At 51.5% G+C, this 25,091-nt stretch carries 19 protein-coding genes; 4 read left to right on the top strand and 15 right to left on the bottom strand.

What is annotated here, in order from left to right:
• Positions 1 to 3: 3 nt before the first annotated feature.
• The 3 genes from J7619_RS03350 to J7619_RS03360 all read right to left on the bottom strand — a co-directional run bounded on the left by J7619_RS03350 (position 4) and on the right by J7619_RS03360 (position 6,103).
• The gene (locus tag J7619_RS03350) at positions 4 to 1,362 is read right to left on the bottom strand and encodes a glycoside hydrolase family 140 protein (RefSeq protein ID WP_291194006.1); all 1,359 of its coding nucleotides are present in this window, start codon (positions 1,360 to 1,362) and stop codon (positions 4 to 6) included.
• A gap of 159 nt (positions 1,363 to 1,521) precedes the next feature.
• Positions 1,522 to 2,934 carry a RagB/SusD family nutrient uptake outer membrane protein gene (locus J7619_RS03355; RefSeq protein WP_291194009.1) on the bottom strand — a complete coding sequence of 471 codons (1,413 nt, stop codon included), beginning with the start codon at positions 2,932 to 2,934 and terminating at the stop codon, positions 1,522 to 1,524.
• A gap of 22 nt (positions 2,935 to 2,956) precedes the next feature.
• Positions 2,957 to 6,103: a TonB-dependent receptor gene (locus tag J7619_RS03360; RefSeq protein WP_291194012.1), complete on the bottom strand. Its 3,147-nt coding sequence runs from the start codon at positions 6,101 to 6,103 to the stop codon at positions 2,957 to 2,959.
• 408 nt (positions 6,104 to 6,511) lie between these two features.
• Here J7619_RS03360 and J7619_RS03365 point away from each other — a divergent pair, with 408 nt between their 5' ends.
• The 4 genes from J7619_RS03365 to J7619_RS32210 all read left to right on the top strand — a co-directional run bounded on the left by J7619_RS03365 (position 6,512) and on the right by J7619_RS32210 (position 7,656).
• Positions 6,512 to 6,634, top strand: a complete 123-nt coding sequence (locus J7619_RS03365; RefSeq protein WP_291194014.1) for a hypothetical protein — start codon at positions 6,512 to 6,514, stop codon at positions 6,632 to 6,634.
• Positions 6,631 to 6,951, top strand: coding sequence for a hypothetical protein (locus tag J7619_RS03370; RefSeq protein ID WP_291194017.1), 321 nt, complete (start codon positions 6,631 to 6,633; stop codon positions 6,949 to 6,951). The genes J7619_RS03365 and J7619_RS03370 overlap by 4 nt, the downstream gene beginning before the upstream one ends.
• A 139-nt stretch (positions 6,952 to 7,090) precedes the next feature.
• Positions 7,091 to 7,324 carry a DUF433 domain-containing protein gene (locus J7619_RS03375; RefSeq protein ID WP_291194020.1) on the top strand — a complete coding sequence of 78 codons (234 nt, stop codon included), beginning with the start codon at positions 7,091 to 7,093 and terminating at the stop codon, positions 7,322 to 7,324.
• A complete protein-coding gene (locus J7619_RS32210) occupies positions 7,321 to 7,656 on the top strand; it encodes a DUF5615 family PIN-like protein (RefSeq protein ID WP_409012702.1) in 336 nt (111 codons plus the stop codon). The genes J7619_RS03375 and J7619_RS32210 overlap by 4 nt, the downstream gene beginning before the upstream one ends.
• Before the next feature lie 197 nt (positions 7,657 to 7,853).
• Here the strand turns inward: J7619_RS32210 and J7619_RS03380 are convergent, their stop codons facing one another.
• The 12 genes from J7619_RS03380 to J7619_RS03435 all read right to left on the bottom strand — a co-directional run bounded on the left by J7619_RS03380 (position 7,854) and on the right by J7619_RS03435 (position 25,085).
• On the bottom strand, positions 7,854 to 8,090 hold the full coding sequence (locus tag J7619_RS03380; protein ID WP_291194023.1) for a hypothetical protein: 237 nt from the start codon (positions 8,088 to 8,090) through the stop codon (positions 7,854 to 7,856).
• A 311-nt stretch (positions 8,091 to 8,401) separates the two neighbouring features.
• The gene (locus J7619_RS03385; RefSeq protein ID WP_291194026.1) at positions 8,402 to 10,003 is read right to left on the bottom strand and encodes a DUF5060 domain-containing protein; all 1,602 of its coding nucleotides are present in this window, start codon (positions 10,001 to 10,003) and stop codon (positions 8,402 to 8,404) included.
• Positions 10,004 to 10,005: 2 nt separating this feature from the next.
• Positions 10,006 to 11,517 carry a glycerol kinase GlpK gene (locus J7619_RS03390; RefSeq protein ID WP_291194029.1) on the bottom strand — a complete coding sequence of 504 codons (1,512 nt, stop codon included), beginning with the start codon at positions 11,515 to 11,517 and terminating at the stop codon, positions 10,006 to 10,008.
• A 130-nt stretch (positions 11,518 to 11,647) separates the two neighbouring features.
• Positions 11,648 to 11,956: a hypothetical protein gene (locus tag J7619_RS03395; protein ID WP_291194032.1), complete on the bottom strand. Its 309-nt coding sequence runs from the start codon at positions 11,954 to 11,956 to the stop codon at positions 11,648 to 11,650.
• Between the two features lie 30 nt (positions 11,957 to 11,986).
• Positions 11,987 to 12,205, bottom strand: coding sequence for a hypothetical protein (locus tag J7619_RS03400; protein ID WP_291194035.1), 219 nt, complete (start codon positions 12,203 to 12,205; stop codon positions 11,987 to 11,989).
• A 119-nt stretch (positions 12,206 to 12,324) separates the two neighbouring features.
• Positions 12,325 to 14,670: a DUF5703 domain-containing protein gene (locus tag J7619_RS03405; protein ID WP_291194038.1), complete on the bottom strand. Its 2,346-nt coding sequence runs from the start codon at positions 14,668 to 14,670 to the stop codon at positions 12,325 to 12,327.
• 21 nt (positions 14,671 to 14,691) lie between these two features.
• Positions 14,692 to 15,609 (bottom strand): sugar phosphate isomerase/epimerase, encoded by a 918-nt coding sequence (locus tag J7619_RS03410; RefSeq protein ID WP_291194041.1) that lies wholly within the window; start codon positions 15,607 to 15,609, stop codon positions 14,692 to 14,694.
• A gap of 10 nt (positions 15,610 to 15,619) precedes the next feature.
• Positions 15,620 to 16,708 (bottom strand): exo-alpha-sialidase, encoded by a 1,089-nt coding sequence (locus tag J7619_RS03415; RefSeq protein WP_291196460.1) that lies wholly within the window; start codon positions 16,706 to 16,708, stop codon positions 15,620 to 15,622.
• Positions 16,709 to 16,740: 32 nt separating this feature from the next.
• Positions 16,741 to 18,204 (bottom strand): MGH1-like glycoside hydrolase domain-containing protein, encoded by a 1,464-nt coding sequence (locus J7619_RS03420; protein ID WP_291194044.1) that lies wholly within the window; start codon positions 18,202 to 18,204, stop codon positions 16,741 to 16,743.
• An 86-nt stretch (positions 18,205 to 18,290) separates the two neighbouring features.
• Complete coding sequence (locus J7619_RS03425; RefSeq protein WP_291194047.1) at positions 18,291 to 21,500, bottom strand: DUF6298 domain-containing protein; 3,210 nt, start codon at positions 21,498 to 21,500, stop codon at positions 18,291 to 18,293.
• A gap of 7 nt (positions 21,501 to 21,507) precedes the next feature.
• Entirely contained in the window at positions 21,508 to 23,199 is a 1,692-nt protein-coding gene (locus J7619_RS03430) for a polysaccharide lyase family 1 protein (RefSeq protein ID WP_291194050.1), read from the bottom strand.
• 137 nt (positions 23,200 to 23,336) lie between these two features.
• A complete protein-coding gene (locus J7619_RS03435) occupies positions 23,337 to 25,085 on the bottom strand; it encodes a RagB/SusD family nutrient uptake outer membrane protein (RefSeq protein WP_291194053.1) in 1,749 nt (582 codons plus the stop codon).
• Positions 25,086 to 25,091: the final 6 nt, after the last annotated feature.

Raw genomic sequence — 25,091 nt, forward strand, 5'->3', positions numbered from 1 at the left:
ATCCTATTTTTCCAACACCAAAACCCAGTCATTCCCGTTTCTAACCTCCCCGGGCGGGTTAAATGTTTTAATGCCTTTGTTTTCAATTTTTCCTAAAATCCGGGTTTGGCCGGTGCGCGGGTCGTACCAGCTGGCCTGCACCTCGGCACCGCCGATTTTCCCCATGCGGATCTTCATATCCCGTCCATTCCAGGTATAAATCAAAGCATAATCCTTACCCCGCGTCGCAAGCAGGCGATCGTACCGCTCGCCGTTTTCAGCGATCAGTGACTGGTCGGGGACCCGTTCGAAGTAGGGTTTCGAGAGCATTAATTTTTTCAAATGCATCATTTGGCCTGCCCCGGGGTCGTCAATGGCTTCCTCCCAAGAGGGTAGTTTAGGGTCTCTCGCATATCGCATTTGCATCACCCCATTGTTCCCGTATGTGAACCCGCAGGCACCCGCGAACACCGACCAATAAGCATATCGCCGCACATCGTCGGCCGTCCACACGGGCAGCGTTTTGTCGTGCAGGCCATGCCAGATGTTCTCATAGGAAGGCTCACCATCGAGCACGGGTTTTACAGGTGTGCGGGCATAATCAGCTTCCACATAACGCCAGTTATCCTCGCCGTAACGCAAATCTTTGGGGTCGTTATCCTGCGCATACGTGCGATGCCCCGACTGGAACATGTTGAAATCCAGCCACAGCCGGTCATGAAACCATTTCGAAGACTGCATTCTGCCAAACGGATGGAAAGTAATGAGATGGTTCGGATCTTCGGCACGCAATGTGCTGCCGATCGCCTCCCAGACCTCAGGCACAACATCCCCCTGAATATCCCCTCCGTTAATCCACACAATATTCGGCCGATCGCGATAGCGCCTCGCCAAAAACTGTGCGTAAGCCTTCGCCTGCGCCGCGCTGGTCTTCCCATTCTTCACAGCATTCCCCCAAATGGGTACCATACCAATTTGGATACCCTTTTCCGCAGCCTTTCCTACAATGTAATCTATGTGGTCCCAATAGTCGTATTGTTCCTGATTCTCAAACGCACTCCCTTCTGTCACTTTTGGGATGCCCAAATCATGGTTTGTCAATGCGGAATCGCCGTACACATTTACCGTACGTAATGCCTGCACCACCATTACCTGCACCACGTTGAAGCCTTTTTGTTGCCGATCGGCCAGGTAGCGATCGGCCTCCTCGCGGGTAAGCCGGTTAAAAAGCAGCCAGCCGGTGTCAGCAAGCCAAAAGAACGGCTGTCCGTTCTGGTCTGTGAAAAACCGTTTGTTCTCCGAGATTTTCAGCGACTGGCTATAAACAGGCTTTGTGCCGGCGATGATACCGGCACAAAGCAGCGCCAGGAGTTTAAAGTTCATGAGTTTAGAGTTTAGGAGTTCATGAGTCTAGAGTTCATGAGTTTAGAGTTTAAGAGTTTAAGAGTTTAAGAGTTTAAGAGTTCATGAGTCCAGAGTTTAAGAATTTACAGTTTATGAGTTCAGAGCTCCTTAACTCTAAACTCATAAACTCATGAACTCTTAATACCCTGCATTCTGCGTAATCTTGGCGTTCTGGTCCCTGACGATATTCGGAATCGGGAAAATAAGCTTGTTCTGCGTCACGGGCTTACCTTTCGCCGTCAATACATCGACCACGCGATTGGTACGCTTCAAATCAAACCAGCGGTGGAATTCGAATGCAAGCTCCACGCGGCGCTCGTGCTCTACGGCCAATGCCACGGTGCTGTATTTGGCTGGATAACCGGCTTCTCCGTACAACGGCAATCCGGCGCGTTTGCGTACCTGGTTCAGGTAAGTGGCGTCGCCGGTGGCTTCCGAGAGTAACAGCAGCAGGTCTGCGTAGCGCAACACCATGAAGTTGTTATTGGCAGCAATGTTTTGGTTAATCAGAGGTGCAGTTTTATCCTGCCATTTTTTAGGGAATTTGGTTTTGGTAAAATTCCCCTTTGCATCAGTAAAGCCCGTGTCGATCGACGCTTCGCGGCGGCCGTCTCCTTTTTCGTATTCATTCCAGATATCTTCCACCACCTGGTTCATGCCGGCGCCATAAAAGCCCAATGCATTGGAATTAGGGAAAAATTCGAGATAGTAGTTGCTGTAAGGAGAGGTCGCCGAACCTCCGAGGAACTGGATTTCGAAGATCGACTCTTTCGTATTCTTGTTCTTGGCATCCCAAAGTGAGATAAACGTGGGCAGCAAATCATACTGTTTGCTATCGTATACTTCTTTCAGCTCCTTCACACCGTTAGCCTTGTCGCCCGTTGTGAGGTAAACTTTTCCAAGCAATACCTGCGCCGCTCCTTTGGTAGCCCGCCCGGCAATCGCCTGGGTAGCCGGCAGTTTGGATTTTGCGTCGACAAGGTCTTTCGTGATTTGCGCATAGATTTCGGTCGCCGGCGTACGCAAAATATCGTAGGCTTCTGCCGCGCTCACCGGACGCGTTACCAGCGGCACATCGCCCCAGAGCTGCACCATATTGAAGTAATACAACGAGCGCAGGAAGAGCATTTCGCCCTGGGTCTGGGCTTTGTAGGTAGCGTCGAGGTCGGTATTCTGGATTTTGTCGAGAATGATGTTGATGTTGTAGATCGAGCGGTAGAAATCCTGCCAGAATTGGTACACCATTGTGTTCGCAGGCGCGAGCGTGTAGTCGCGGAACTGCCATTTATCGGCCTGGTTGCCCGAAATGTTGTAGATCGTGACGTTATCCGACATCAGCTCGCCGGCGTAGGAAACGGGCCCCTGCGGGTGGTACACGGTGTAAAGCGTGTTGTACGCCGCATTGGCCGCGAGGTCGAAATCCGATTTTGTTTTATAAAAATTCTCGGCGCTGGGATTGGATACCGGCGCCAGTTCGAGGAATGAGTCCTTGCAGCTCCAACTTGTGGCCATGAGTGCTGCGAGCGTGATCGATTTTATGATTGTTTTCATCAGTCTTCGTGTTTTCATGGCATTAGAAATCAGCCTTAATCCCAACAGTAATCACCCTGGGCAACGGATAAGATCCATAGTCCACCCCCTGGAATGCCCCCGGCACCGGTGCGTTACCGCTGCTGTACGAACCCGAAGTTTCCATGCTCGACGAATAGGAAGTCGTTCCATAAGTCGTATTCTCGGGATCGTAACCAATGTATTTGCTCCACAAATGCACATTCTCCGCATTCACATACACCCGCGCACCGCTCACTTTCAGCTTGGAAACCCATTTCGCAGGCACCGCGTACGACACGCGCACGTTCCGCAATCGCACGAACGAAGCATCCTCGACCCAGTAAGAAGAAAATTGCTTTTGCAATCCGAGATAATTCACCGACGGCTTGAAATGCCTTCCGTCACCAGGGTTACTCTCCGACCGCCAGTAGTTATACATGTTGGCAAAGAAATTCCGCCCATTGTCCCAGGTACCCAGGTAGCGCACATTGTTATTCGCGATCTCGCCACCAAATGAGCCTTGAAACAGGAACGATAACTCAAAACCTTTGTAACCCACCGTGTTGGTAATACCGGCTGTAAAATTCGGCTGATAGTTACCCAGGATTGTCCGGTCGGCATCGCTGATCTTGCCGTCGCCGTTCACGTCGCGCACTTTCGGGTCACCTGGCGTAGTGCTGCTGTGGTGCGGATAGGCATCGATTTCCGCCTGATTTTTGAAAACGCCATCGAAAATGTAGCCGTAGAAATTCGAAACCGGCTGGCCTACTTCGGTGCGCACCGTCACGACGTTGTCGACGTACTGGATCGGGGCATTGCCCGGACCGAGTTGCAGCACTTTGTTCCGGTTCCTGGAAATATTGAAATCCGTTGTCCAGGTCACTGCGCCCGTCAGATTTTTGGTAGAAATATTCAATTCTACACCACGGTTACGCATTTTTCCGATGTTGGTCAACTGGGTAGAGAACCCGGTAATATCCGGCACCGGCACAAAAAGGAGCATATCCCGGGTGAGCGAGTTGTAATACTCTGCCGAAAGATTAATGCGGTTATTAAAAAGACCTAGATCCACACCTACGTTGAACTGATTGGTCTTCTCCCATTTCAGGTTCGGGTTTGCCAGGCTACTCACTTTCAAACCATTGGCCAGATTGGAGCCGTTTACATACTGCGCCGCAGCCAGCAGACTGATCGCCCCGTAGTTAGGGATCTGGTTGTTACCCGTCACACCGTAGCTTGCACGAAGTTTCAGGTTGTTCACCGCTGTTACTCCCGACATGAATGCTTCATCCGAAAGCAACCAACCCGCCGATACCGAAGGGAAATATCCCCATTTATTGTTTTCACCAAAGCGCGACATCCCATCGCGGCGCAAAGCACCCGTAAGGAAATACCTGTTTTTGAAGTTGTACTGAATCCTTGCCAGGTACGACAGCAGTGACCACTCACTGGCCGTGGTATTGCCGGCCGTCACGGTTCCCGCATTCAGCGTATGCACCAGGTCGTTCGGAAAGTTGTTGGCGGCTACGTACATCGTTTCGTCCCGCTGTTTTTGGCTGGTATAGCCGAGCAGACCGGTAAATGCGTGCTCGCCGAACTTCTTGTCGTAAGTCAAAGTATTCTCACTTAGCCAGTTTAGCATGTAAGCATCGCTTGCATTGCCTTGCGCGGCCAGCACGGCGGAGTAGCCATATTTCTGTTTATCGTTCCAGTAAAAATTATTCCGCATATTGTACAGGTTACCACTCAGGCTGGTGCGAAACCGCAGACCGTCGATGAACTCGTATTCCAGGTAGCCTGTCGCCAGGGTGTTGAACGACTTCCGACCCTTATCGACTTCGCGTGTGAGCGAGTACGGGTGCCAGAGGTTCATGTCCGCATATTGCGTAAACCGGAACCAGGTCGAATTCGGGTCGCGGAAGCCCAGGTTGCCGTTTTCATTGTAAACCGGAAAAATGGGGTCGCTTTGCAGGCCAAGGCTGATTACATCGCTCTTACCCTGCGTCCCCTCGGTGCGGTCGAAAATCGAAGTTATACCTATATTCAACCCAGCGCTGAGCCGCCTGGAAATCTGAGTCTTAAGATTCGACCTGAGTGCAAGGCGTTTGTAATAGTTAGCATCGAGAACCGCCGTTTGGTCCAGATAGGCACCCGAAAACATGTACTGCGTCTTCTCGGTACCGCCAGTCACTGTTACTTGCGCATTGAACGACGGTGCGGTGCGGAACATGACGTTCTGCCAGTCGGTACCTTTTCCGAATTGCTGCGGATTGGTTGTAAAATCCTCCGGGATACGCAATGTCGTCGGACGGGCACTGTTCGGATCACTCGCATTCCCGCCCTGGGCGGTCCAGGCATTGTTTTTAGCATCAATATAGGTTTCGATAAACTGCTGCGCATCCATCATTTTAACGCGGCGCGTCACCTTTTGCGAGCCATATTCGACGTTTGCGCTCACATTCACCTTGCCGGGCTTACCCGTTTTGGTCGTAACGATTATCACTCCGCTCGAACCGCGCGAACCGTAAATAGCTGCCGATGACGCATCTTTCAGCACTTCGATCGACTCGATATCCTGGGGGTTGATCAGGTTGAGGTTGAAATTTTCCAGCGGAACCCCATCCACAACGATCAGTGGGTTGGTACCTGCGGTGATCGAACTGATACCACGGATTTTGATCACCGGTGAAGCCCCCGGCGCACCCTGCGATTGCGAAATATTTACCCCCGGCAACGTTCCGGCCAGCGACTGGCTGACATTACTGAATGAACGATCCTTAAACTTATCATAGTTAACGGAAATCACCGCCCCGGTCACCGCCCGCTTACTCTGCGTTCCGTAACCGACCACTACCACCTCTTCCAGCGATTTGTTTTCGGGCACAAGCCTTACAGCGATGTCGGTACGTGCACCGACGATTTCCTCCACGGATTTGTACCCCACAAAACTGAATACCAGCACAGTAGCCTGGTCCGGCACGTCGATCTGGAATGCGCCGTCCGAATTGGTGGTCGTTCCACGTTGCGTGCCCTTGATCACGACGCTCACACCCGGCAGCGGATCAGCATCGCTCACACCCGTCACCCTGCCCTTCACGGACAGCGTCTGCGCATGTACCGCCGGGAGTACCAGCAGGCATACCAGCATGATGCGTAAGAGTTGTTTCATAAACATTTCAAACGATTAGGGAAGTAGTGATTTTCTTTTTCTTTCTTTTATATTCTAATTTTTACGAAAAATAGGAAGTATTTTATTCCAAAAAAATATTTACAAACATTTTATATCTTATTTTTATAAAAAATTGTCAAAAACCAGTTTTTGTCACTTAGGGACGCAAAAAATAGTCAACCGAATGCCTTCAAATCGCATCAAAAAGAACCTCATTCGTAACCACAAATAAGTTATTAGGAAATCAATAGAAAGAATTGCAGCGCAGCATTACATCGATACCCCTTATGCAGTAGAAAAGGCGGCGGTACTGGCCGGAGAACAATCGTCGGGAACATTCGTGGAGGTACCAGCGAAACCGAAGCGCTTAAAACCCGGTTTGCGGCCCGGGTAGAACATACCTGTGCATTGACACAAGGATTTCAGGAAATCACTTTCGACACACCCGCCACTGCCTCCGGAGCGCACGATCCGACATTTTCGGTGAAATTGAAAGAGCAATCCGGTTCATCGAAAAAGGCCAAAGCGTGATCATCCACACCAGCAAAGGCACTCTGGACACACGATTTGTCCATTCAAACGATATTCTCAAAAACAAAGGTTTATCAATCACTGAAATCCGAACACTTACCTCCTCGCGGTACGGCAAAGCACTCCGCAGCATCGCCCGCCAGGTAATTACCACCACCGCCGTTCAGCGCCTCGTCATAGCCGCGGAGGCGACACATCGGGCGTGGTGGCGAGGACGCTCTGTATCAAAGCCGTCGAAATGCTCGCCCCGCTATCCCCTGGCACACCACTCTACCGATGGGTTGGAGGTTAATTTTAAGGGTGGACAGGTTGGTTAGGAGGAGACTAGACGTAGGAATCTTACGAACCGATAATCGACCAGTAGTGTTGCACGCTAACCGATACAGGGAAGTCGCTAAATAACGACCCAAACCTCGATTTATCTTCGTATCTTTATAAAAAGCAACTTCCCAAAAAATGGAGCATTGGCAAGAGCGGATCAGCATCAATCCTGAAATAAGGTTTGGAAAGCCCTGCATTAAAGGTACCAGGATAGCTGTGCGTGACATCCTGAACTGGCTTGCGAGCGAAAGGACCTTTGAACAAATCATAGACGATTTCCCGCCACTCACACGGGAGGATATCCTTGCAGCGCTTGAATTTGCCGCAAACGGAGAAGAAAATACTAAAATTCTAATCACAGCAACATGAAATTTCTTTTTGACGAGAACATATCTTACAGAATCGTCAAAAAGCCAAAATCTTCGTTGCCCGAATGTGTTCATGTTAGCCAGACTCGTCTCAAATACGCCTCTACCGACCGCAACATTTGGGAATATGCAAAAACGAGAGAGTATACCATCATAACATTCGATGAAGATTTCAGAAAACTAGCGAACCTTCTTTCATTTCCTCCCAAAGTTATCCTGTTTAAAAGGAAAAACTGTTCAACAGATTTACTGGTGATGTTACTACAAGATAGACGAGAGGAAATCACAGCATTTCACAAATCTGAAATTGATGGGATATTGGAGATATCCTGAGCTTTCTCTACCCGCCCCTCCTCCCTCTTCCGCCAATAATTAGCCAAAATCGCCCCTGAAATATTCATCCACGGACTAAACACCGCAGAGGCCTTGTCCGGACGGAGTAGCCTACTTATCCGGTAGTCAAAGAAATACCCAGCCGAATTGTGCGCGATAGACACGAAAAAGAGCAGAAGCCGACTTGCAAAAGATTATCACGCCCAGCGGCAGTGGTAAGGGTAGTGAAATAGATGAAAGTCGTGGATCAATGCGGCCCCGATGGTTACAATAACGATCTTGATGATTTCCATGATCATATCGAAAAAGCGGATAGGAGTAAGCCTCCCGGCGAGGATTTTCATCAGAAACGGCGTCAAAAACGGTGCCGCAAGTGTGGTCATAGCGGTCACGACCACAGAAAACACCAGGTTAGCCCTGGCGATGTAATACATTACATTGGAAGCCAATCCGCCCGAACAAGAACCCAACAGAATAATGAAACGGCCGGATCGGCCATCGGCTGATCAACGCGGAGCGCAGGCACCGACGACAGCGCGGCGGCAGCCTCCACGGCCCTGCCTGTGGACGAGTACGTTACCAGAATTACTATCTCTGCGGTGAAGCGAAACGAAGTTTCCTTTCGTTTAACATTCTAATTGTCTCAAAATTCAACCCAATAGTCCCACGACGCAAAGACAAAAAAAGACCGGACATGATCCGGTCTTTTTAATCCTTTACTATCTATGTTAACCAATCAAAGTCTTTATCGGCCCCGGTACTCTTTAATCCGCAGCGCCAGGTAGGGCGCCATAGGCAAACGGATCGATGTTCTTTTCTTGTCGTAAATCCTGTAATCGGTAGCCTCGCCGATCTCGAAAACCTCCGGGCGCTCATCGATCGTCATATTCCAGGTATCGATTACTTCCACTTTAAACTTCTTTCCCGTCTTTGGCCCTCCTTTGCGCGGAAGGCTGAATTCCCACTCCGGCTGCATATTCTTGCCCAGATACACGAGGTAATAGGTGCTATCAGCACGCGAAGTATGATGATCCTTCCACGGATCCGCCAATTCCAGCGGCCCCGGCGCCTCTTCGAGTATCTTTCTAAGGAAACCGATCCGGGCTGGACTGCTGCCGATCAGCCGGCCGCCTTTGGCCCAAAAAATCGTATCGCCCGCATTCATGTACGTCTCCCCGTGCGTCACATACGTACCCGCGATCACGCCCTGCCAGAAGGCCTCGGTCATTTCCTCGCCGCTCAAATGTCCCCAGCGCTGCTGCAAATCCCCTTCATAGCAGACCTCATCGTACACCATCGGTTTGAAAAACACATCCCTCAACAGCGTCGCGCGGCCGAAATCCTCCACCGTCGAGCCATTCTGGATACTGACGTGCGTAAACTCCGGCTTCCAGTTGTCGTAATAAACACTCCCATTGTGGATCGAACAAAGATGACCATAGGGATCTGCATCCACCACCGCTTTGGTATAAATGTCCCAGTCGGCCCGGGGCTTCGTTTTGATATAATCGAATTCGTTAGCCATTGACCACCATACATTCCGGAACGACGCCAGACGGGCCGTCAGGTACCGGATGTATTTCAGGTCATTCTCTTTACCAAGACTGTCAAATCCCCAATGACCCTTATCATACGGATGGAAAACAATGATATCAGCTTCAATACCCAATTTTTTCAGATCATCGATCCGTTTTTCCAGATGCTGAAAAAAGACCGGCTCGAACCGCGAGAAGTCCCACTCAAATTTCGGTTTACCTTTCGCACCCGTTGTTTCCGATTTTTTCACAAAAGGATAGTAAGGCGGCTCGTTCTCGACATGGGAGTAATATTTCGGAAACACACACATTCTGACCTTGTTAAAAGGGCCATTTGCAAGCGTTTTTAAGGTAATTTCCTCCAAACCTTCGGGCTGGTGTGTCCATGCATACAAGGTAGTCCCGAAAGGATAGTACCGCTTACCATCGGCATATTTGAAATGATAGGTATCGGCTACCTGCACGGGGCCGTGATTGTCCCCGGCGGGTTCCACGCAAGAGAATACCCCGGTTTTCCCGTTCAACAATTTACTGGTGCTGATTGTCTTATATTTCCATTCTCCGGTTTTTTGGGGCATGAAACGTATTTTATATTGACCGTTTCCGTCGTAGAACCCATCCACCTTGATTTTTTCCGTCTCGTTCGAAAACTCGGCAGACAAGCTGACGTCATCAAATGGATTACCGGTTTGCGGCCCGGCAAGCGTAACCTCAAACCGCTCCCATCGCTCTACGCGCGCCCCTGCCCGATCCTGCCCGAAAACGGAAAGCGAACACCAGAAAAGTAAACCTACTAAACAAGCAAACCTCATGATCAATGTGTTATAGAAACCTGCGATACACTTCCGACAGCCTCTTGCCAGCCACGATAGCTTGCTTTTACTGCCTCGTTTGCTGCGTCGGGGGGTATTGCCGAATGGCCCGCACTTAATTTTTGCAAATAGTCGATATCAGGATAAACACCTGCGTACAAACCCGAAAGATAAGCCGCGCCCAAAGCCGAAACTTCCGGAAACCCAAGGTTTACGACGGGCTTGCCGAGCAAATCAGCCAACATTTGTACGACGAAAGAATTGGAAGTCAACCCTCCGTCTATTTTCAATTCCTGCAGCGCAACGCCCGTATCCGATTCCATCGCCACGATTACGTCCATGATCTGAAACGGAATGGACTCCAGCGCCGCCCGCACGATATGATTTTTATTTGAATTGAATGTCAGACCTGTGATGGATGCTTTCCGGCTCATATCCCAATACGGGGCACCTAGTCCGCTGAACGCCGGAACAAGGTAAACTCCTCCGCTATCCGTCACCGACCGAGCCATGAGCTCCGTTTCCCGTACGTCACTAAACAGGCCGAGATGCGTTTTAAGCCACTCGATCGTTGCTCCGCAGGTCACAATCACGCCTTCCAGCGCGTACTCTACCCTATTGCCAGCGCTCCAACCAATGGTCGTCACCATACCCAGCTGTGAAGACTTCGGTTCGGGACCTATATTCATCAGGATCGAAGAACCTGTGCCCAATGTAGCTTTGGCAATCCCGGGGCCAAAGCAGCCTTCCCCGAAAGCCGCCGCGTGCGAATCACCGATCATCGCTGTGACCGGTATGAGTGCAGACAACATGCCTCCAAAGTCCGTTTCCCCGAAATGCGAAGAAGAAGCTTGTATCTCAGGCAAATGCAATCCATCCAACCCGAATGACTGCAATAACTCATCATCCCACGACAGCGTTTCTAAGTTAAAGAACAGCGTGCGTGATGCATTGCTGTGATCGGTGAGATAGGCCGCGCCCCCGGTCAGCTTATAGAGCAACCAGGTATCTATCGTCCCGAAAAACGCATTACCCTGTGCAATGGCCTTTTTTACATTTTCATTGTAGAGGTTCAGCCAGATTACCTTCGACCCGGAAAAATAGGGATCAGCAAGCAGCCCTGTCTTCTCCCGGATCATTCCTTCCAGTCCCGCCGCCCGCAATTGCTCGCATACCGCTGTCGACCGTTTGCATTGCCATACTACCGCATTGTGCAGTGGTTTCCCATCCCGATCCCAAAGCACAAATGTCTCCCGCTGGTTGGAAACGCCGCACGAACGGATATCCTCTATACGTCCGTCTTTCGACGTAAAATCGGCGAGGCACTGAGCCACTGAGGCCAGTACGTTCTCATAAATCTCCTGCGGGTCCTGCTCCACCAGACCACCGTCGAGGTACATGGTGTGCAGGGGCTCGCTACCCCGCGCCACCACTTTTCCTTTTTCGTTAAATATGACGGTTTTAGTACTGCTCGTACCCTGATCGATCGCCAGCACAAATGGGCCGTTCAACATTCCGGAAGCATTGTTTTGAACTTGTTAAACCATTCCTTATTCATTAAAACAAAGAAAAGAAAAACAATCGAAAACAAAGCTAAAAAATATTGATTTATTTATGTAATATATTGCCTTGGATGCAATTTTCTTAGTGTGAGTTCACCAATCGAAACCTGGACACAATACTTTTCATTGCGACCACGATCATCATCAGGCCACCAAGAACAAGAAATCCCAAATCTGTCTTCAAATCAGGGCGGCAAATTGTAGCGTCAAACGACATGCAGACTATTTTTACCGCAGAGCAAATTGCGATGAAGTCAAAGAAAATGATAGCAACTTCCCGCTCCTGCAAATCCTGAATACCTTTCCTAATTGCAGCAAAAACTATATATGACAAACAGCCAATTAAACTAATAGCCATCGAAATGACATACTGGTTGAAATACTTTTCCATACAATCACTAAATGGTGCTAATGATTGTATTTAATGACAAATTGTTCTCTTCGCTCGATCTTTAAGCGGTGTGGTATCCTTGTCTTTAACAAGCGTGTCTGCCTTCTTATCAAACCAGAAACCAAGACCTGCCCCAACGGCAAAGCCTGCAATCGCGCCTACCGGACCAAGAAGTGTCCCGAAACTGCCGATGGCCGTTCCAAAGATGAGTGGGGTAGCGAGTTCGTTTTTTTCTACATTCGTATTCATGACTTCAGTGCGTGGTTTAAAGTTCGACAAAAGATTTACTTAATGCCAAAGCTAGCACTATTCCAAAGCCATACCAAGCAACAAATCCAATTTAAACGATTATAAGCGTTTGCAATCATTTAAAACCGGCTATACCCACATTTAGAGCAGATTACATCATTTCTCCGACGCTCCGGCATCACTTTCAGCTGCACCATTCTGCCCCCTTTCCATTCCCCTTCTACCACCGTATTCTTTGGTGCGTGGAGCTTGAACTGTACATCCCAGTCGTCGGGCCAGGCGGGTAGAAGATAAATGGAATCGCCGGATGTTTGCATGAGCATTTCCTGCAAGCCGATCATCCCGGAACCTCCCCAGTTATGATCAGGCACCCAGTCGTGCCCGGGTCCCCAGAATGCCGGGAAGCGCCGACCGGAGTCCTGTAATTTTTTAATGGTCAATGCGGCCGCCTCTTCGGTAAGACCAAGGCGTGCACAAAAGATGTTATCCTGGTGCCAGCTGGTGTGATTGCGGTTCCTGATGGCTTCGGTGTCGTATTTCCAGGTATTGACGGCCGTTTCCAGGTCGGGCTTGCCGATGCCGTAAATGCCGTACGGAAACACCGGGTACAATTGAGGGATCTCCGTATTCTGAATGCGTTCCCAGGCTTTCGCAGGCGCGATTGTGCGATGGCCCTGCATTTCACGGAAACTTAACGGCGGGATCCGGTTCAATATCTCCTTCCAGTACTTGCGTTGCGCTTCGCTACCGTACTGCGAAGGCAACACGAGCATTCGTTGCAGCACCGTTTGGAGACCTGCCACGGTAGTCGTGGAATTATAGGCCATTTTATAGGTTTCGGCCGCACTGCCCGGGAAAAGCACAAGATGTCCGCTCTGATCCAGCTTTGCGGCACTGCGTCGCGCCGCCAGGTATTGGTAATGTTCATCGAAAAAGACTACGCAACTTTCGATCAGTGGAAGGTACCGGGTAATATCCGCACCTGTAAAGTGCTGCTGGTCCAGGATCATCAAGCAAAACTCCAGCGAAGTATCCCAAAGGTATTCCAGCCATTTATTATACTCTAGTCCCGGATCGTACCCAGCCGGGCGCTTTGAGGAATATTCCGCATAATTGGGCAGACCGAAATTCTCGATTTGCTCGGTAAACGACGCGCCTTTGTGGCCCCAATAATGCCCGGTACGGGTTTCCGCATTGCTTAAAATACGTTGATAGAATTCGAATTGCGGCTTCATCATGTCAAAATCGCCGCTTTTGAGCATAGGCCAGTAAACAAGCCGCTGGTTCTGCGCAGTGAAAATCCCGCCGCCCCAATTGCGGTGATCCGCAGTGAAGTGGTAGGATGTATCCACCCAAACAGGGTCATAGGTAAACAGCCCGCCGTTGAATTTTGTCGGATAGGTACCGAATGCGTTGCATCCAAGCATGTAGCGAAAAAGCTGGTAGTTACGCCCGACCTGCCATACCGGTGAAGCACTATCCTTTTTTCCGACATCCAATGCGATATAGCTCCGCTGCCAATATTGCTTCCACCATTCGAGCGTCTGGGTTCTTGCTGTTTTCGCCTCCGCAGTCGCGCTGGCGACGGTTCCCCAAAGCCCCTTTTTCCAACCGGAAATATCCTTCTGCTGGTCGGTATGCAAGTAAATACTCAGTTGAACACGGCGTGAAGGCGATTTGCTTTTCAATCCAAAGCCTTTAAACGGCGCATCCGCGTACCTGCCGGTGGTAATCACCGGATCGGCGATCATATTCCTCCCCGTCATCCAACCACCGTAAGTGAGGCTTCTCAGCGGGTTCCAGAGTTTCGGTTTGACGGCTTCCAGCTTTTGCTGGCGCACGATCGCATCAAAAATCGTGGAATCCCTGTTCCGGTGGTAAAACAACACACCATCCTTCTCATGCCTGACGCTATCTGGCCAAACGGCCACTTTCGGTTCCGCCCATTTGTAGGAGCTCGCACTTCTTGCATTCCCTTTCAGCTCAGCCGGCTCCGTTCGCCAGCTTTCGTACCATGCTTGCGCGGAAACCGGGCTGCTGCCATCGATATCCACGTGCACCACCGGTCTGAAAACATCCACCCAGACCTTCACAACGACACTCAGTTTTCCTTTTTTTCCTGAAACTTCCACATTGCCCTCATGCAACTTTAACTCCTGCTGAAAACCGTCCCCCGCGTCGAAAGGATTCGGAGAAAGTCTCACACGCACGCGCCCGAGCTTGGGAAACACATTATTTTCATCAAAAACGCCGCTGCGCGAGATGTAGAACAGCAAATCTCCCTGCTCAACCCACACATTCAACCCGATATCGCCACCGCCGCAGGGCATCGATTCGCCTGAGTTCGCGCTCTGGCTCGTCCATTTCAAATTGTACTGTTCCGGCGAAAAGACCTGCGCAGCAACCGACAAGACATTGCAAACCAGGAACAAAATCAGTATGGACCGGCAGAAGCGATAATGCATAAAATAACAGGATTGGAAAAATCAGGACTGAAAAACGGTTTTCATAAAAACGGTATTAGCGCTGAAATTACCTTTCACGTCGCGCGGCTTGCTGGCGTCGCGCGAGCGCTCGATTACCAGCCAGCCTTTCCAGCCCATTTTGTCGAGCGTGGCTTTTACTTTCTTCATATCCAGCCTCGTATTATTTTGGAGCCATACACCGTCTTCGTCGGTACAATGGATTTGGCAAATGCGGTTTTTACCCAAAATGCGCAGCTCTTCGCACAAGTCGCGGCCAGCTTTGAGCGGATTGGAGAAATTGAAATAGATCTGAATGTTCTTAGAACCAATTTCTTTGAGTAATTCCACCTCTCCTTTCGCATCCAGCGCTGTTTCAATCCCGATTATCACACCGGCCTTTTCGGCCATTTTACCCACTGTTTTCAGCCTTTCCACGATCGCAGGCCTTAGTTCCGGATTTTTAACCAGATCCCCCTGAATACCGAGCGGCAGGAATGCGGTTTTGATGCCCATTTGCCTCATGGTCTCGATGCAATCGCCCACCATCTTTTCAGCGCCGTCGCGTTTGGCAAAAGACTGTGCATAAAAGCCCGTCATAGCCAGCGAGCAGATTTCCAGGTTCAGCTCTTTGGCTTTGTCAAGATATTGCTGGCGCACAGCCGGGTCTGCGAGCTTGTTATCGAAGGTCGGCCCGTCGCCCAGGCCGCCCATATCCACTTCCAGGCCGTCCGCTCCGATTTCACCGGCGAGCGGCAATGCGCTGATTTTCTGCCTTTTCAAAATCATCAGATCGATCACGGCTATCTTATACCGAACTTTTTTCATAGCGCGCATCGCCATGCCGGACATATCCATGCGGGACATCTCCAAAGCCCACGACGAAACCGGCAGCACCACCAACCCGGCAGCGCAGATATTCAGGAAATTTCTTCTTTTCATGATTTCAAAATCAAATAGGCCATTGTTCCTCCACGATCGCCCTGCCTTTGAGCTTCGACGGATCGATTTTCACGTGCTTAATCCGCTGACGACGCCAGGTATAAACGATATGCACCATTCCGTCGCCAGTCTGGATCACCGACGGGTAGGAATACTGGCTGATCGGCGAATCTTCCAAAACCAATACCGCTTCCCAGTTTTTACCGTCCTTTGAAACAGCCACATTCAACGGAGTACGCGATCCTTTCGGCTGACCAACCGGCGGTTTTACGTGATTATACACCAGTAATTGCCGACCGTCTTTTAAGGTCACGGCGTCGGTGCCGGAGTTATTATTCGGTAAAGTCGAAGGTACCACTTCCGACCACGTCTTGCCTCCGTCCTTCGACCACGATTCTACAATCGAGCGGCTCTGGCTGCGGCAAAGGATTTGCATGTCGCCGTTTGCATACGTGAGCAGGCTTGGCTGAATGGCTTTGATCGTCTTCCCGTCGTTCAGCGGACCTACTTTCCGCCAGGTTTTACCAAAATCGGGTGTCACCTCGAAATGCACACGCCAGCCGCCTTCTCCTTCCGTACTCGACGGGCACCAGAGCTCGCCATTCGCCAGCAGAACCGGCTTGTTTTTCACAGGCCCCAAATATCCCTCCTGCAATTCCGTCGGCTTCGACCATGTCTTACCATGGTCTTTGGAGGTGACCAGAAAGCCCTTCCAGCCCGCTACATTGGGCCCTACTTTGTAAAAAAGCATTAAATCTCCTTTCGGGATCTGGTACAAAACCGGGTTCCAGCACGCATAGCGCAGCTTTTCGTTCACTATACCATTCGCGACCTCTATGGGCGCGGTCCATTTATTGTTTTCCAAACGGCTGACCCAAATCCCGACGTCCGGATTCCGCTCTTTGGTCCCGCCAAACCAAGCTGCGACGAGCCCGGAAGGCGTTTCAGCGATGGTAGACGCGTGACTTTCCGGAAATGGCGCCGTTTCGAAAATAAATTCATCCACGGTAATGCCGTCTTTAAAATTCTGCGCATTCGCCGACAGCGTCAACGCGCATAAGACACTGCTCAACAGCCATTTTTGTAATGTTTTTCGCATTGCAAGATTCAAATTCATACGGTAATGCAGGGTTATGGGTTAATTAAAATCCTTGAAATCCGATCGGCCGAGCCCGCCTTTTTGCCGTTCACAAAAACCTGCAGGCCTTTGCCCTTTTTGTAATGGCTGCCGTCGCGATCCCAGAGAATCGTGAGGCGCTTGCCGTGGTAATGCACGTCGTCGAGGCAAAACCAGTCCCATTGGTCGCCAGGAAGTAACGGATTCACTTCAATCACCTCGTCCGCGCGCGGGCGCAGGCCCACGAGGCCGGTGATGATGAGGTCATTGAATGTCGAGTGGTTATAATAGCGGCTGCGTTCCTGATCGCCTTTGAGCCAGTAGCCGGTTTTTTCGTCCAGGTACTCGCCTACATAAGGTTTTCCACGGTAATACTGCGATTCGACATATTTTTCCAGCAATCCGAAATACGTCGTGTCCGCCACCACTTCCGGCTTCGGCGCATTCAGGCGGTTAGCGAGGCCGGTCAGTGTTTGCGCGGTCGCGAAGGGCCAAACGGCGCCGTCCCATTCGCATTGACAACATCCATGTGTGCGAAATTCGGGATGCCGGCGTTCGGCGGTAGTAAGGCCAAAAGGCGCATTGAAACCCGCCGGATCCGATAGCTGCTTCCATGCCGCATCGTGCTTCTCGTCCGGCAAATTGAAATACCAGGGCACAAAACCGATCGCCTCACGCACTCCGGCAAAAGGGCCTTTCCCGCGCTTCTTTACTGTTTCAAAAAAAGCGCTATCCGCATTCCATAACTTACCATCAATCAACCGCTTCAAAGTATCCGCCTTGCTTTCATACAGCCCCGCCATAGCCCTGTCGCCCTTCAAGGCGGCAATGGCCGAAAGCGCTTTCGCATTGCCATACATGTAGCTATTGATCGTCGGCCGTGCATTCTGCTCGCGGCGCCCTCCGCTCAGCGATTCTTCCATGCCGTCCTTCACGTCGGTCTGCCAGAAAAGGCCGCTTTCAGTGCGACGGTCTTTTTCCCAGGTCTTGTATTCCGAATCCAGATCGGGCAGCATATCGAGCAGGAATGCCTTGTCTTGCGTCACCTTGTATCGGTTGTACAATGCATCGGCCGTCCAACTGCTGAAATTGAGGAGCTTTTTCATGCGGGCGCCGTCATTACCCCGGAACCACACATGCACATTGTCGTTCAGATAACGCTGATCGTGCAGCCACCGGCCTTCGTAAATATGATGACCGAGGGCGCAACTGATCATATTGTATTTATCTGCATAATTCCGGTCGACCAGAAACTCGGTGATTACAAAGCCCTGCGGTGTATTGTGAATATGCTTGCGGTAAGTCCACCAACGGTAGTAGTAGATTTCCCGAAAATTGTCCTGCGGACAATCAAACAGGGGGATATTCGCCTTCATCCATTTCCACGACTGCGCGTTCGGGATCGCATTCGCCTTGTTCTCGTCCTCCATCCGGTTGAAATACGCTACGTGATGCTGATAATCCTCAGCCTTCAACACCGTGGGCCCGGTGGTTTTCCGTGCGCAACCGGTTAAGCCGAGTAGTCCGGCGCATATTATTCCAAAACCAATTTTTAAATACCCCATTACTTTTTCGAAAACCAATAAATCACCGGCCCAGCCTCTTGGGAAGACAATGGAACCAGTTTTCCTCCTTTAATTTTTTCAGATTTACCCAAAACAGCGCCCGTACGTGCATTGATACGCTGCATTTGATAACTACCATTGAACTGTGTCAGATCCGCTTGCAAAGCCGCATTACCTTCCCGATAAATGATTAACCCCTCTCCTGCTTTGGTCAAAGCATATATTCGGCTATCCTGCGGCTGCCCTTTACCTTCCGACTGCCCTTTCATCTCCACAGGCTCCATGGCCGAAGCCGCTTCCAAAAAACCTTTCGGCAAAGGTGGTACCGCGCTCACCGACCCACCAGCCAGGAACACCGCCCACGCATTTTGCCCGGCACCATTCGCATTATAAAGCACCGCTTTTTCGGGATATTTCTTTTTGTATTCCAAAACGGCGCTGTACACTGAACCGAACGACACTTTCCCGGTCTTCTGAATGCGTGCATGCTGCCGCGGGGCCAGATTTCTACCACCCTCCGGCGCATAGTCGGTACCATTTTCACGGCGGTGCCAATAGCGGATGTCGATAATGTCGACCAACGCGGCGTATTTCGCATCGCCCAGGATCGCGTCCTGCACATCTTTGGTCGTACTCAATCCTACCAAAGCATTTTTGCCCCTCTCCCGTTCCCATTCGCCAATCACATCCAGCCAGAACTGCACAAAATGCAACGGACCAGTATACTCCGCGCTGATGAACTGGACGACCCCGCTCTGATCCGCGAAATTGTCCAGACATTGCCGGATGTAAGCCCGGTGCAGGGCCTTCCGCTCCGGATTACTGATGTCATAAAACTGGTCCGCTATGAAAATCCGCTTGTCGCCGGCGTAAGGAGGCGGCTCGGGGAAGCCCGTTTGGTTCACATTGTTGGCGGTCCGCCAGGGGAAATCCGCGTAATGCGCACCCGCTTCGAGAATGTTGTGCTGGAAATAGTTTTGGTGATAGAGTATAAGTCCTTTCTGATCGGCCAGCGACACAAAATCGCGCAGGCGATTCCAATACCATTCATTATAGTGCAGCAAATCGTATTTGCTGAGATCGTCCCAGGCTGCGTCTTTTCCGCTTCTCGCAAATGGCTGCTCGTAAAACGGCGGCCAGGTCTCCCCGTCGATGCGGCGGATCCGCTCGTGGTCGTCGCGCCGGCGGTCGTACCAGAGGCCGTAGTTATGGTCTACGACGGTAATATGCTGTTTTTGCAACGAGTCCGTCATTTCCTGCAAATCGTCGGTGAAGCCTTTGCCCACGCGGCCCGGCACGTAGCGGGTAATGTGCGGTTTGGCGGCGCTCACGTCGTGCGGACGGATGCTGCCGCGCCACCAGGGCACCTCGTGCCGCGCGCCGGTAACCAGTTCATTGCCGCGTACCAATCGCCCGTTGCGGATCGTCAATGCAGGTAGCGTGGCAGTGTTTTTTGTTGGATTAAAACCGATTTCATCAATGGATTTGACGAACGAAACCACGGAGGAGACCTCCGCGGCAACAGCCACTGGAATGGGGTTACGCTGCGCGGCCTGGTCGATCCAGTCGGCGAGTAAAATGGACGGCTGATGCGAACCTTCCACCAATTCGGCCGCCTGCGCAAGGCTAGGGCTGCTGGACGCCTCGGTTTCATTGGGTACCAGGAACGATTTGGCCAAAATCTGATCCCCCAGCCGCTCAGCCAGTTGTGCGAAATAGAGGCTCCGTGGCTGGATGTGCTCATTCACATTCTCCCAAAAACCATCTCCGGCAAAAGCCGCCCACGCACCGAACGCAAAGTTTTGCGCTCCCGGCGGGGCAAAGTTTTCGATCCGTGACGCCGAGCATTGCCAGAATACCGAGTTAGCGGCCGTCCAACCCGCTCCCTGTCCATCCTGGCCCCTGTTTTGAAAAAGCAATGCGTTCCCATCGACATTCACGATATCGAACAACACGCCGGAAGCCCAGCTGTCGATCGCCCCGCTGAAACCGTTTGGCAAGTGCGATTCGCATTGCACAAATGCATTCGGGCCGGGTGCCACGTAACCTGTCGCAAAATCATGCAATCCATTTTCGGCATAGCAGCGTAGAAAAAGCGTCTGCCCGCCTTGCGTAAAAAACGTATTCCGTCTCTGCCCGGCGATTTCCGAAACCGGTTCCAGCGATTTGCAATCCTCCACGGTAACCTTCGAAGCCGATTCGTAAACGGCCACGGCCGAGCCGGCCAGATGCCTGAACGTCATCTGTCTCACCCACGCATTTTCAACGTTTTCGAAAGTAATGCCCATCCAGCGATGGTTCTCGTCTTTCAGGTTTTGGGGGTCAAAAGTCGACTCGATCCGCAGGTTTTCAATACCCACATGACTAATCCTTCCATCCCATCGATAAGGCACCACAAACCCGCCGCCAAACTTCGCGTCCAAGGCAGTGCTGACAGGTGCGTCGACGGTAATGCTATTGCCTGAAAGGGCAGTAATGATCCGGTCCCACGTTATATCGCGCTGCCCCGGTTTCCAGCCGAGCCAGCCGGTTTCTCCGCCGAACTCCTGCATTTTTAACATTTTAATCCATTCCGCGGTGGATGGACGCACAATACGGACGCGGTCACCGACTTTGAGGGAACCTGCATTTTCCACCTCCAAACGCATCCCATTCACCGGCACATAGGCATCTGCAATGCGCAGTTTAGGTTTTAATACCACATTATTTTCACCCAAAACACGGATCACCGTCTCCCGCGTACGCCCGTCGCCGAGCAATACCGTCCCCCCATTACCCATTCCCGCCCCACGAATGACAACACCTGACTTTTTAATGACTATACCCGACAAAACCCTATGCGTACCGGCACCGAGCAACACTGCGCCGCGCAAACCATTCGCATCCAACGGCAGTGAACCCACATAGTCGATCGCCGCCTGAATGCGCGCCGTCGCGTCGCCCTCGCGGGCGGGCACGGTTACGCGTATGGGCGCGTCCGGGATCGCCTGCGCGCCGGCCATGTAGCCCGCGTACGAGAAATCCACGATGCGGTTGCCCAGCGAATCGGATGCGTAGGCCAGTCGCCCATCTTCGGCCAATGCAACCGGCGAAGGTTTTTTAGGTTTCTTTTGCCCAAAAGCCATGGGTACCAAAAGAAAATACAATCCTGCCAGCGACAGGATCGTATCGAATTTCATCACCTTAACCAAGTTTCTCAGTCTGTTCAATGGAGTACTATTTTTGACCGCTTTTCAGCGACGCCAGGGTATCGTGGTTATTTTTAGGGTTTTTCCAATCCATCTTCTTCTTCGGATCAATGCCGTTGATGAATTTCTCGATATTGGAATAACCATCCCCGCTCATGTCTTTCTGCGCATCCGACGGGTCTTTCGGGTTGAGACCGTATTTGATCTCCCAGTCGTTTGGCATACCGTCGTCATCCGAATCGGCGTAAGGCGTGCCCTTGTATTCGGGGTACCCTCCTACCTGCGAAATGTCGGTGATAATGCCGTTTTTGTAGGAATCGATCGGCAAGCGGCGATGCTCGAATTGCTTCTCCGGCAATTTTACATTATCCAGCGGATTGATCTTTCCTGTACGTACCTGTGTGGTTACGCGCGCATCCACGGGGTCGCGTCGCGGGAGCGTGGCGCCTGCATTCGCGATCACGTAATCGAACGATTCCTTCGCGGTCATGATCGGGAATTGGGGCATCGGTAGCGGTTCGTGCCATCTGATATTCTCGGTGTACTTGCCGGCATTGGGCTGGTCTTCCACCTGCACACCGCCATCCCAGTTGTTTTTGGTGACCTTGTCGTAACCTTCCATGATGTTTCCATTCACGTAAGCGCGTCCGTAGACCTGGTATTTCAATTTGCTGCGCCCCGCTTCCGGTTTCAGGATACGGTAGCCGATCGGCGAATCCTTCGGCGTTTCCGGGCCCGGTTTGAAATAGTTGTTCACGATATTGTACATCGCGCGATAGTCGCCGCCGTCGATAGAGCGGTGTACCCAGTTGAACACCACGTTATTCACAAAATTGAATATCCCGAACCAGCCGATCGACGGGTTACGGCCGGCATTGTTCGCCCAGAGGTTACGCATGAACGTGCAGTTCTCACCACCCAATGTGCTGCCGAATGCGTGGTTCCAGGTATCGAGTGTTTCGGAGAAAATCGAGTTCTGGATCGTGATATTGACAGTCGGGAGCTTCTGCTCCTGCGTGCCGGTGCTGTCGTTGTACATATGCCGATACATCGACATGTTTTCATCCAACCCCCAGCTCGCCGACACGTGGTCGATCATAATATTGCCGATCGGGTTACCGCCGATGGAATCGTCGCGACGGCCCACGAACGTTTCGCCCCGGCGGAACCGCATATGCCGGATCACGACGTCGTGCGTATTGATCCAAACACTCTCACCCGCCACACAAACCCCGTCGCCGGGAGCCGTCTGCCCTGCAATCGTAATGTAAGGCGCACGGATAATGAGCGGCGTTTTCAGTCGAATAATACCTGCGACATTGAACACGATAATGCGCGCCCCGCCTTGTTCGCAGGCATCACGCAGCGTACCCGGGCCGCTGTCGGCCAGGCTTTTCACCACATACACCTTTCCGCCGCGACCACCGAAACTGAATGCGCCACCGCCCTCGGCACCCGGGAATGCGGGGATATCTGATTGCGGCAAATCCACCGGACGTGCCGCCCAGGGAATGTAGGGTTTACCCTTTTTTGCTTCGGCTTCAATAATGGGCAACGCCTTCTGCCACGCAATTTCCGACTTGCGCTCGGCCTCCGCGAGAAGCGAGTCGCTTGTTTTCTTCGCTGCTGCCGGGATTTTCGGGTACTGGGCGAATGCCGCCGAGCTGAAAAGCAAACCGGCCAGCGCTAGTTGGAGCGAATGTTTTGGGATAGGAATCATTTTCAATTTAAGTCTATGAATTAGTAGATGTTCATTTAATGTCACCCTGAGCGGAGTCGAAGGGCATGTGTAATGTCGCAGTTCAGACTGTCTTCGACCGCCGGGCGGCCCCGTCCGCTCAGACTGACATCTTACATTTATTTCAATGGATCGAATGTGCCCGAAGGCCAGCCAATGTTCTGTTCGAGGCGAGGGTTGTTGGTCAACGCCTGCTGCGGGATGGCGAAGAAATAATACTCCGGCTTCCAGTTTACGAGGTATTTGGTATCCAGCTTCTTAGGCACGATTTCCATGTAATTTTTGTAAACCGAATCCAGGTTCATGCCGTCACGTTTCGCCGCGAAATCTTCGGGGGCAGATGCTTTCAGGTTAATCGTGACGCCGTTGCGGCTCTTGCCATTCAGAACGGTTTCAAATTTCTTCCATCGGCGCAGGTCGTAGAAACGCTTGCCTTCGAATGCCAACTCCACTTGTCTTTCATGCAAAATGGCTTCGAACATTTCGGCCCGTGTCATATTGGGGTTCAAACCATAGTAACCATCCGCACCCGCTTCGATACCGGCCCGTTTGCGAAGCGCCGTCAGTTGCGAATAGGCCTCGTCCAGCTTGTTCACGCCACAGGCGGCTTCGGCCAGATTGAGCATAACCTCGGCATAGCGCATTTCGATCCAGTCGGTACCCGCATTCGCGACGGAGCCTGCTGGCAGGTTGGGATCGATGGCTTTGCGGCAGTAGAAACCGGTGGAGGTCGCTTTCTGCTCCACGGTTTTATTGTTGACAAAATAGGTCCACAGGCGGTAGTTCGTATTACCATTGATAGCCCAGGTAGCGCCGTTGAATGCGATGGTCTGGTTGAAGCGCGGGTCGCGGTTTTTATAAAAGAGCTGCGCATCGTAGCCAGAGCCTTTTTCCTCGATATTCCTGCCATTCTTCATCGGAAATGCCTGCGCGATTTCCCAGGTAGGTTGGTTGGAGCCGCCGCCTGTGCCCAGGTATGAAGGGCGGGTGCCATTGTCCCAGGTCATGTTCTTGTTGATCTGGTCCCCCACTTTGTTGTTGTAACATACTACCCAAACAGCCTCGGGGTTATTCACCTCCTGGAACCACAAATCGCTGAAACTGCTATGGAGTTTAAAACCATTCGCGGAAAGCAGCTCGATCGCCTTTTTGTTGGCATCATAGGCCGCCTGCCAGCGCTCGGCCAGGTCGTTGGGATTATGCTGCGGGCTCGCATAGTGCAGGAGAATACGGCCTTTGAAGCCAGCCGCGGCACCGCTGGTAATGCGGCCCCAGTCGTTGGTATTGCCCCAGCGGCCCGGCAGGTTGGCAATGCTGTAATCGAGGTCTTTTACGATAAGCGCAACGCTTTCGGAAGTGCTGCTACGCGGGATGGCCGCTTCCTCCTTGGCTTGTTCGCCCACGCCTTCGAGCGGTTCGAGCACCATCGGCACGCCGCCGTAAAGCTGCACCAGGTCCCAATAACGAAAAGCGCGGAAAAACGTCACTTGCCCCATCAGGCGTTTTTTGGCGTCTTCACTCAATGACCCTGCCGGCAACTTGACCAGAAACTGATTGATTGACCGAAGCTTACCGTAATTATTCGTCGCATTCACCCCGATCCCGAAATCCTGCACGGTATTCACCTGCACAGTACCTTCGAAAAACCGGCTTTCACCTCCGATTTCGTCGGTGCATTTCAGGAAATCGCCCGTCGGCCAGGTGGGCAGATTTTGGTCATACACATAATCCACATAACCTTTTGCCAACAGGGTATCATTAAAAACCTGCTCCTCGTTAAAGGCGGAAAGGTCGGTTTTGTCCAATATATTTTCGCAGCTGGTCAATGCCAGACCGAGGAATGCTGCTATTATCCAATGCTTTTTCATCGCTGT

The organism is Dyadobacter sp. (genome assembly GCF_017744695.1).
Classification (GTDB): Bacteria; Bacteroidota; Bacteroidia; order Cytophagales; family Spirosomataceae; genus Dyadobacter.

What these genes read in the sequence shown, in the direction of transcription:
- J7619_RS03375 (WP_291194020.1), top strand. Translation starts at nt 7,091, where the DNA reads ATGGAGCATTGGCAAGAGCGGATCAGCATCAATCCTGAAATAAGGTTT.
- J7619_RS03350 (WP_291194006.1), bottom strand. Translation starts at nt 1,362, where the DNA reads ATGAACTTTAAACTCCTGGCGCTGCTTTGTGCCGGTATCATCGCCGGC.
- J7619_RS03355 (WP_291194009.1), bottom strand. Translation starts at nt 2,934, where the DNA reads ATGAAAACAATCATAAAATCGATCACGCTCGCAGCACTCATGGCCACA.
- J7619_RS03435 (WP_291194053.1), bottom strand. Translation starts at nt 25,085, where the DNA reads ATGAAAAAGCATTGGATAATAGCAGCATTCCTCGGTCTGGCATTGACC.
- J7619_RS03400 (WP_291194035.1), bottom strand. Translation starts at nt 12,205, where the DNA reads ATGAATACGAATGTAGAAAAAAACGAACTCGCTACCCCACTCATCTTT.
- J7619_RS03380 (WP_291194023.1), bottom strand. Translation starts at nt 8,090, where the DNA reads ATGTATTACATCGCCAGGGCTAACCTGGTGTTTTCTGTGGTCGTGACC.
- J7619_RS03395 (WP_291194032.1), bottom strand. Translation starts at nt 11,956, where the DNA reads ATGGAAAAGTATTTCAACCAGTATGTCATTTCGATGGCTATTAGTTTA.
- J7619_RS03360 (WP_291194012.1), bottom strand. Translation starts at nt 6,103, where the DNA reads ATGAAACAACTCTTACGCATCATGCTGGTATGCCTGCTGGTACTCCCG.
- J7619_RS32210 (WP_409012702.1), top strand. Translation starts at nt 7,321, where the DNA reads ATGAAATTTCTTTTTGACGAGAACATATCTTACAGAATCGTCAAAAAG.
- J7619_RS03405 (WP_291194038.1), bottom strand. Translation starts at nt 14,670, where the DNA reads ATGCATTATCGCTTCTGCCGGTCCATACTGATTTTGTTCCTGGTTTGC.
- J7619_RS03410 (WP_291194041.1), bottom strand. Translation starts at nt 15,609, where the DNA reads ATGAAAAGAAGAAATTTCCTGAATATCTGCGCTGCCGGGTTGGTGGTG.
- J7619_RS03385 (WP_291194026.1), bottom strand. Translation starts at nt 10,003, where the DNA reads ATGAGGTTTGCTTGTTTAGTAGGTTTACTTTTCTGGTGTTCGCTTTCC.
- J7619_RS03390 (WP_291194029.1), bottom strand. Translation starts at nt 11,517, where the DNA reads ATGTTGAACGGCCCATTTGTGCTGGCGATCGATCAGGGTACGAGCAGT.
- J7619_RS03415 (WP_291196460.1), bottom strand. Translation starts at nt 16,708, where the DNA reads ATGCGAAAAACATTACAAAAATGGCTGTTGAGCAGTGTCTTATGCGCG.
- J7619_RS03430 (WP_291194050.1), bottom strand. Translation starts at nt 23,199, where the DNA reads ATGATTCCTATCCCAAAACATTCGCTCCAACTAGCGCTGGCCGGTTTG.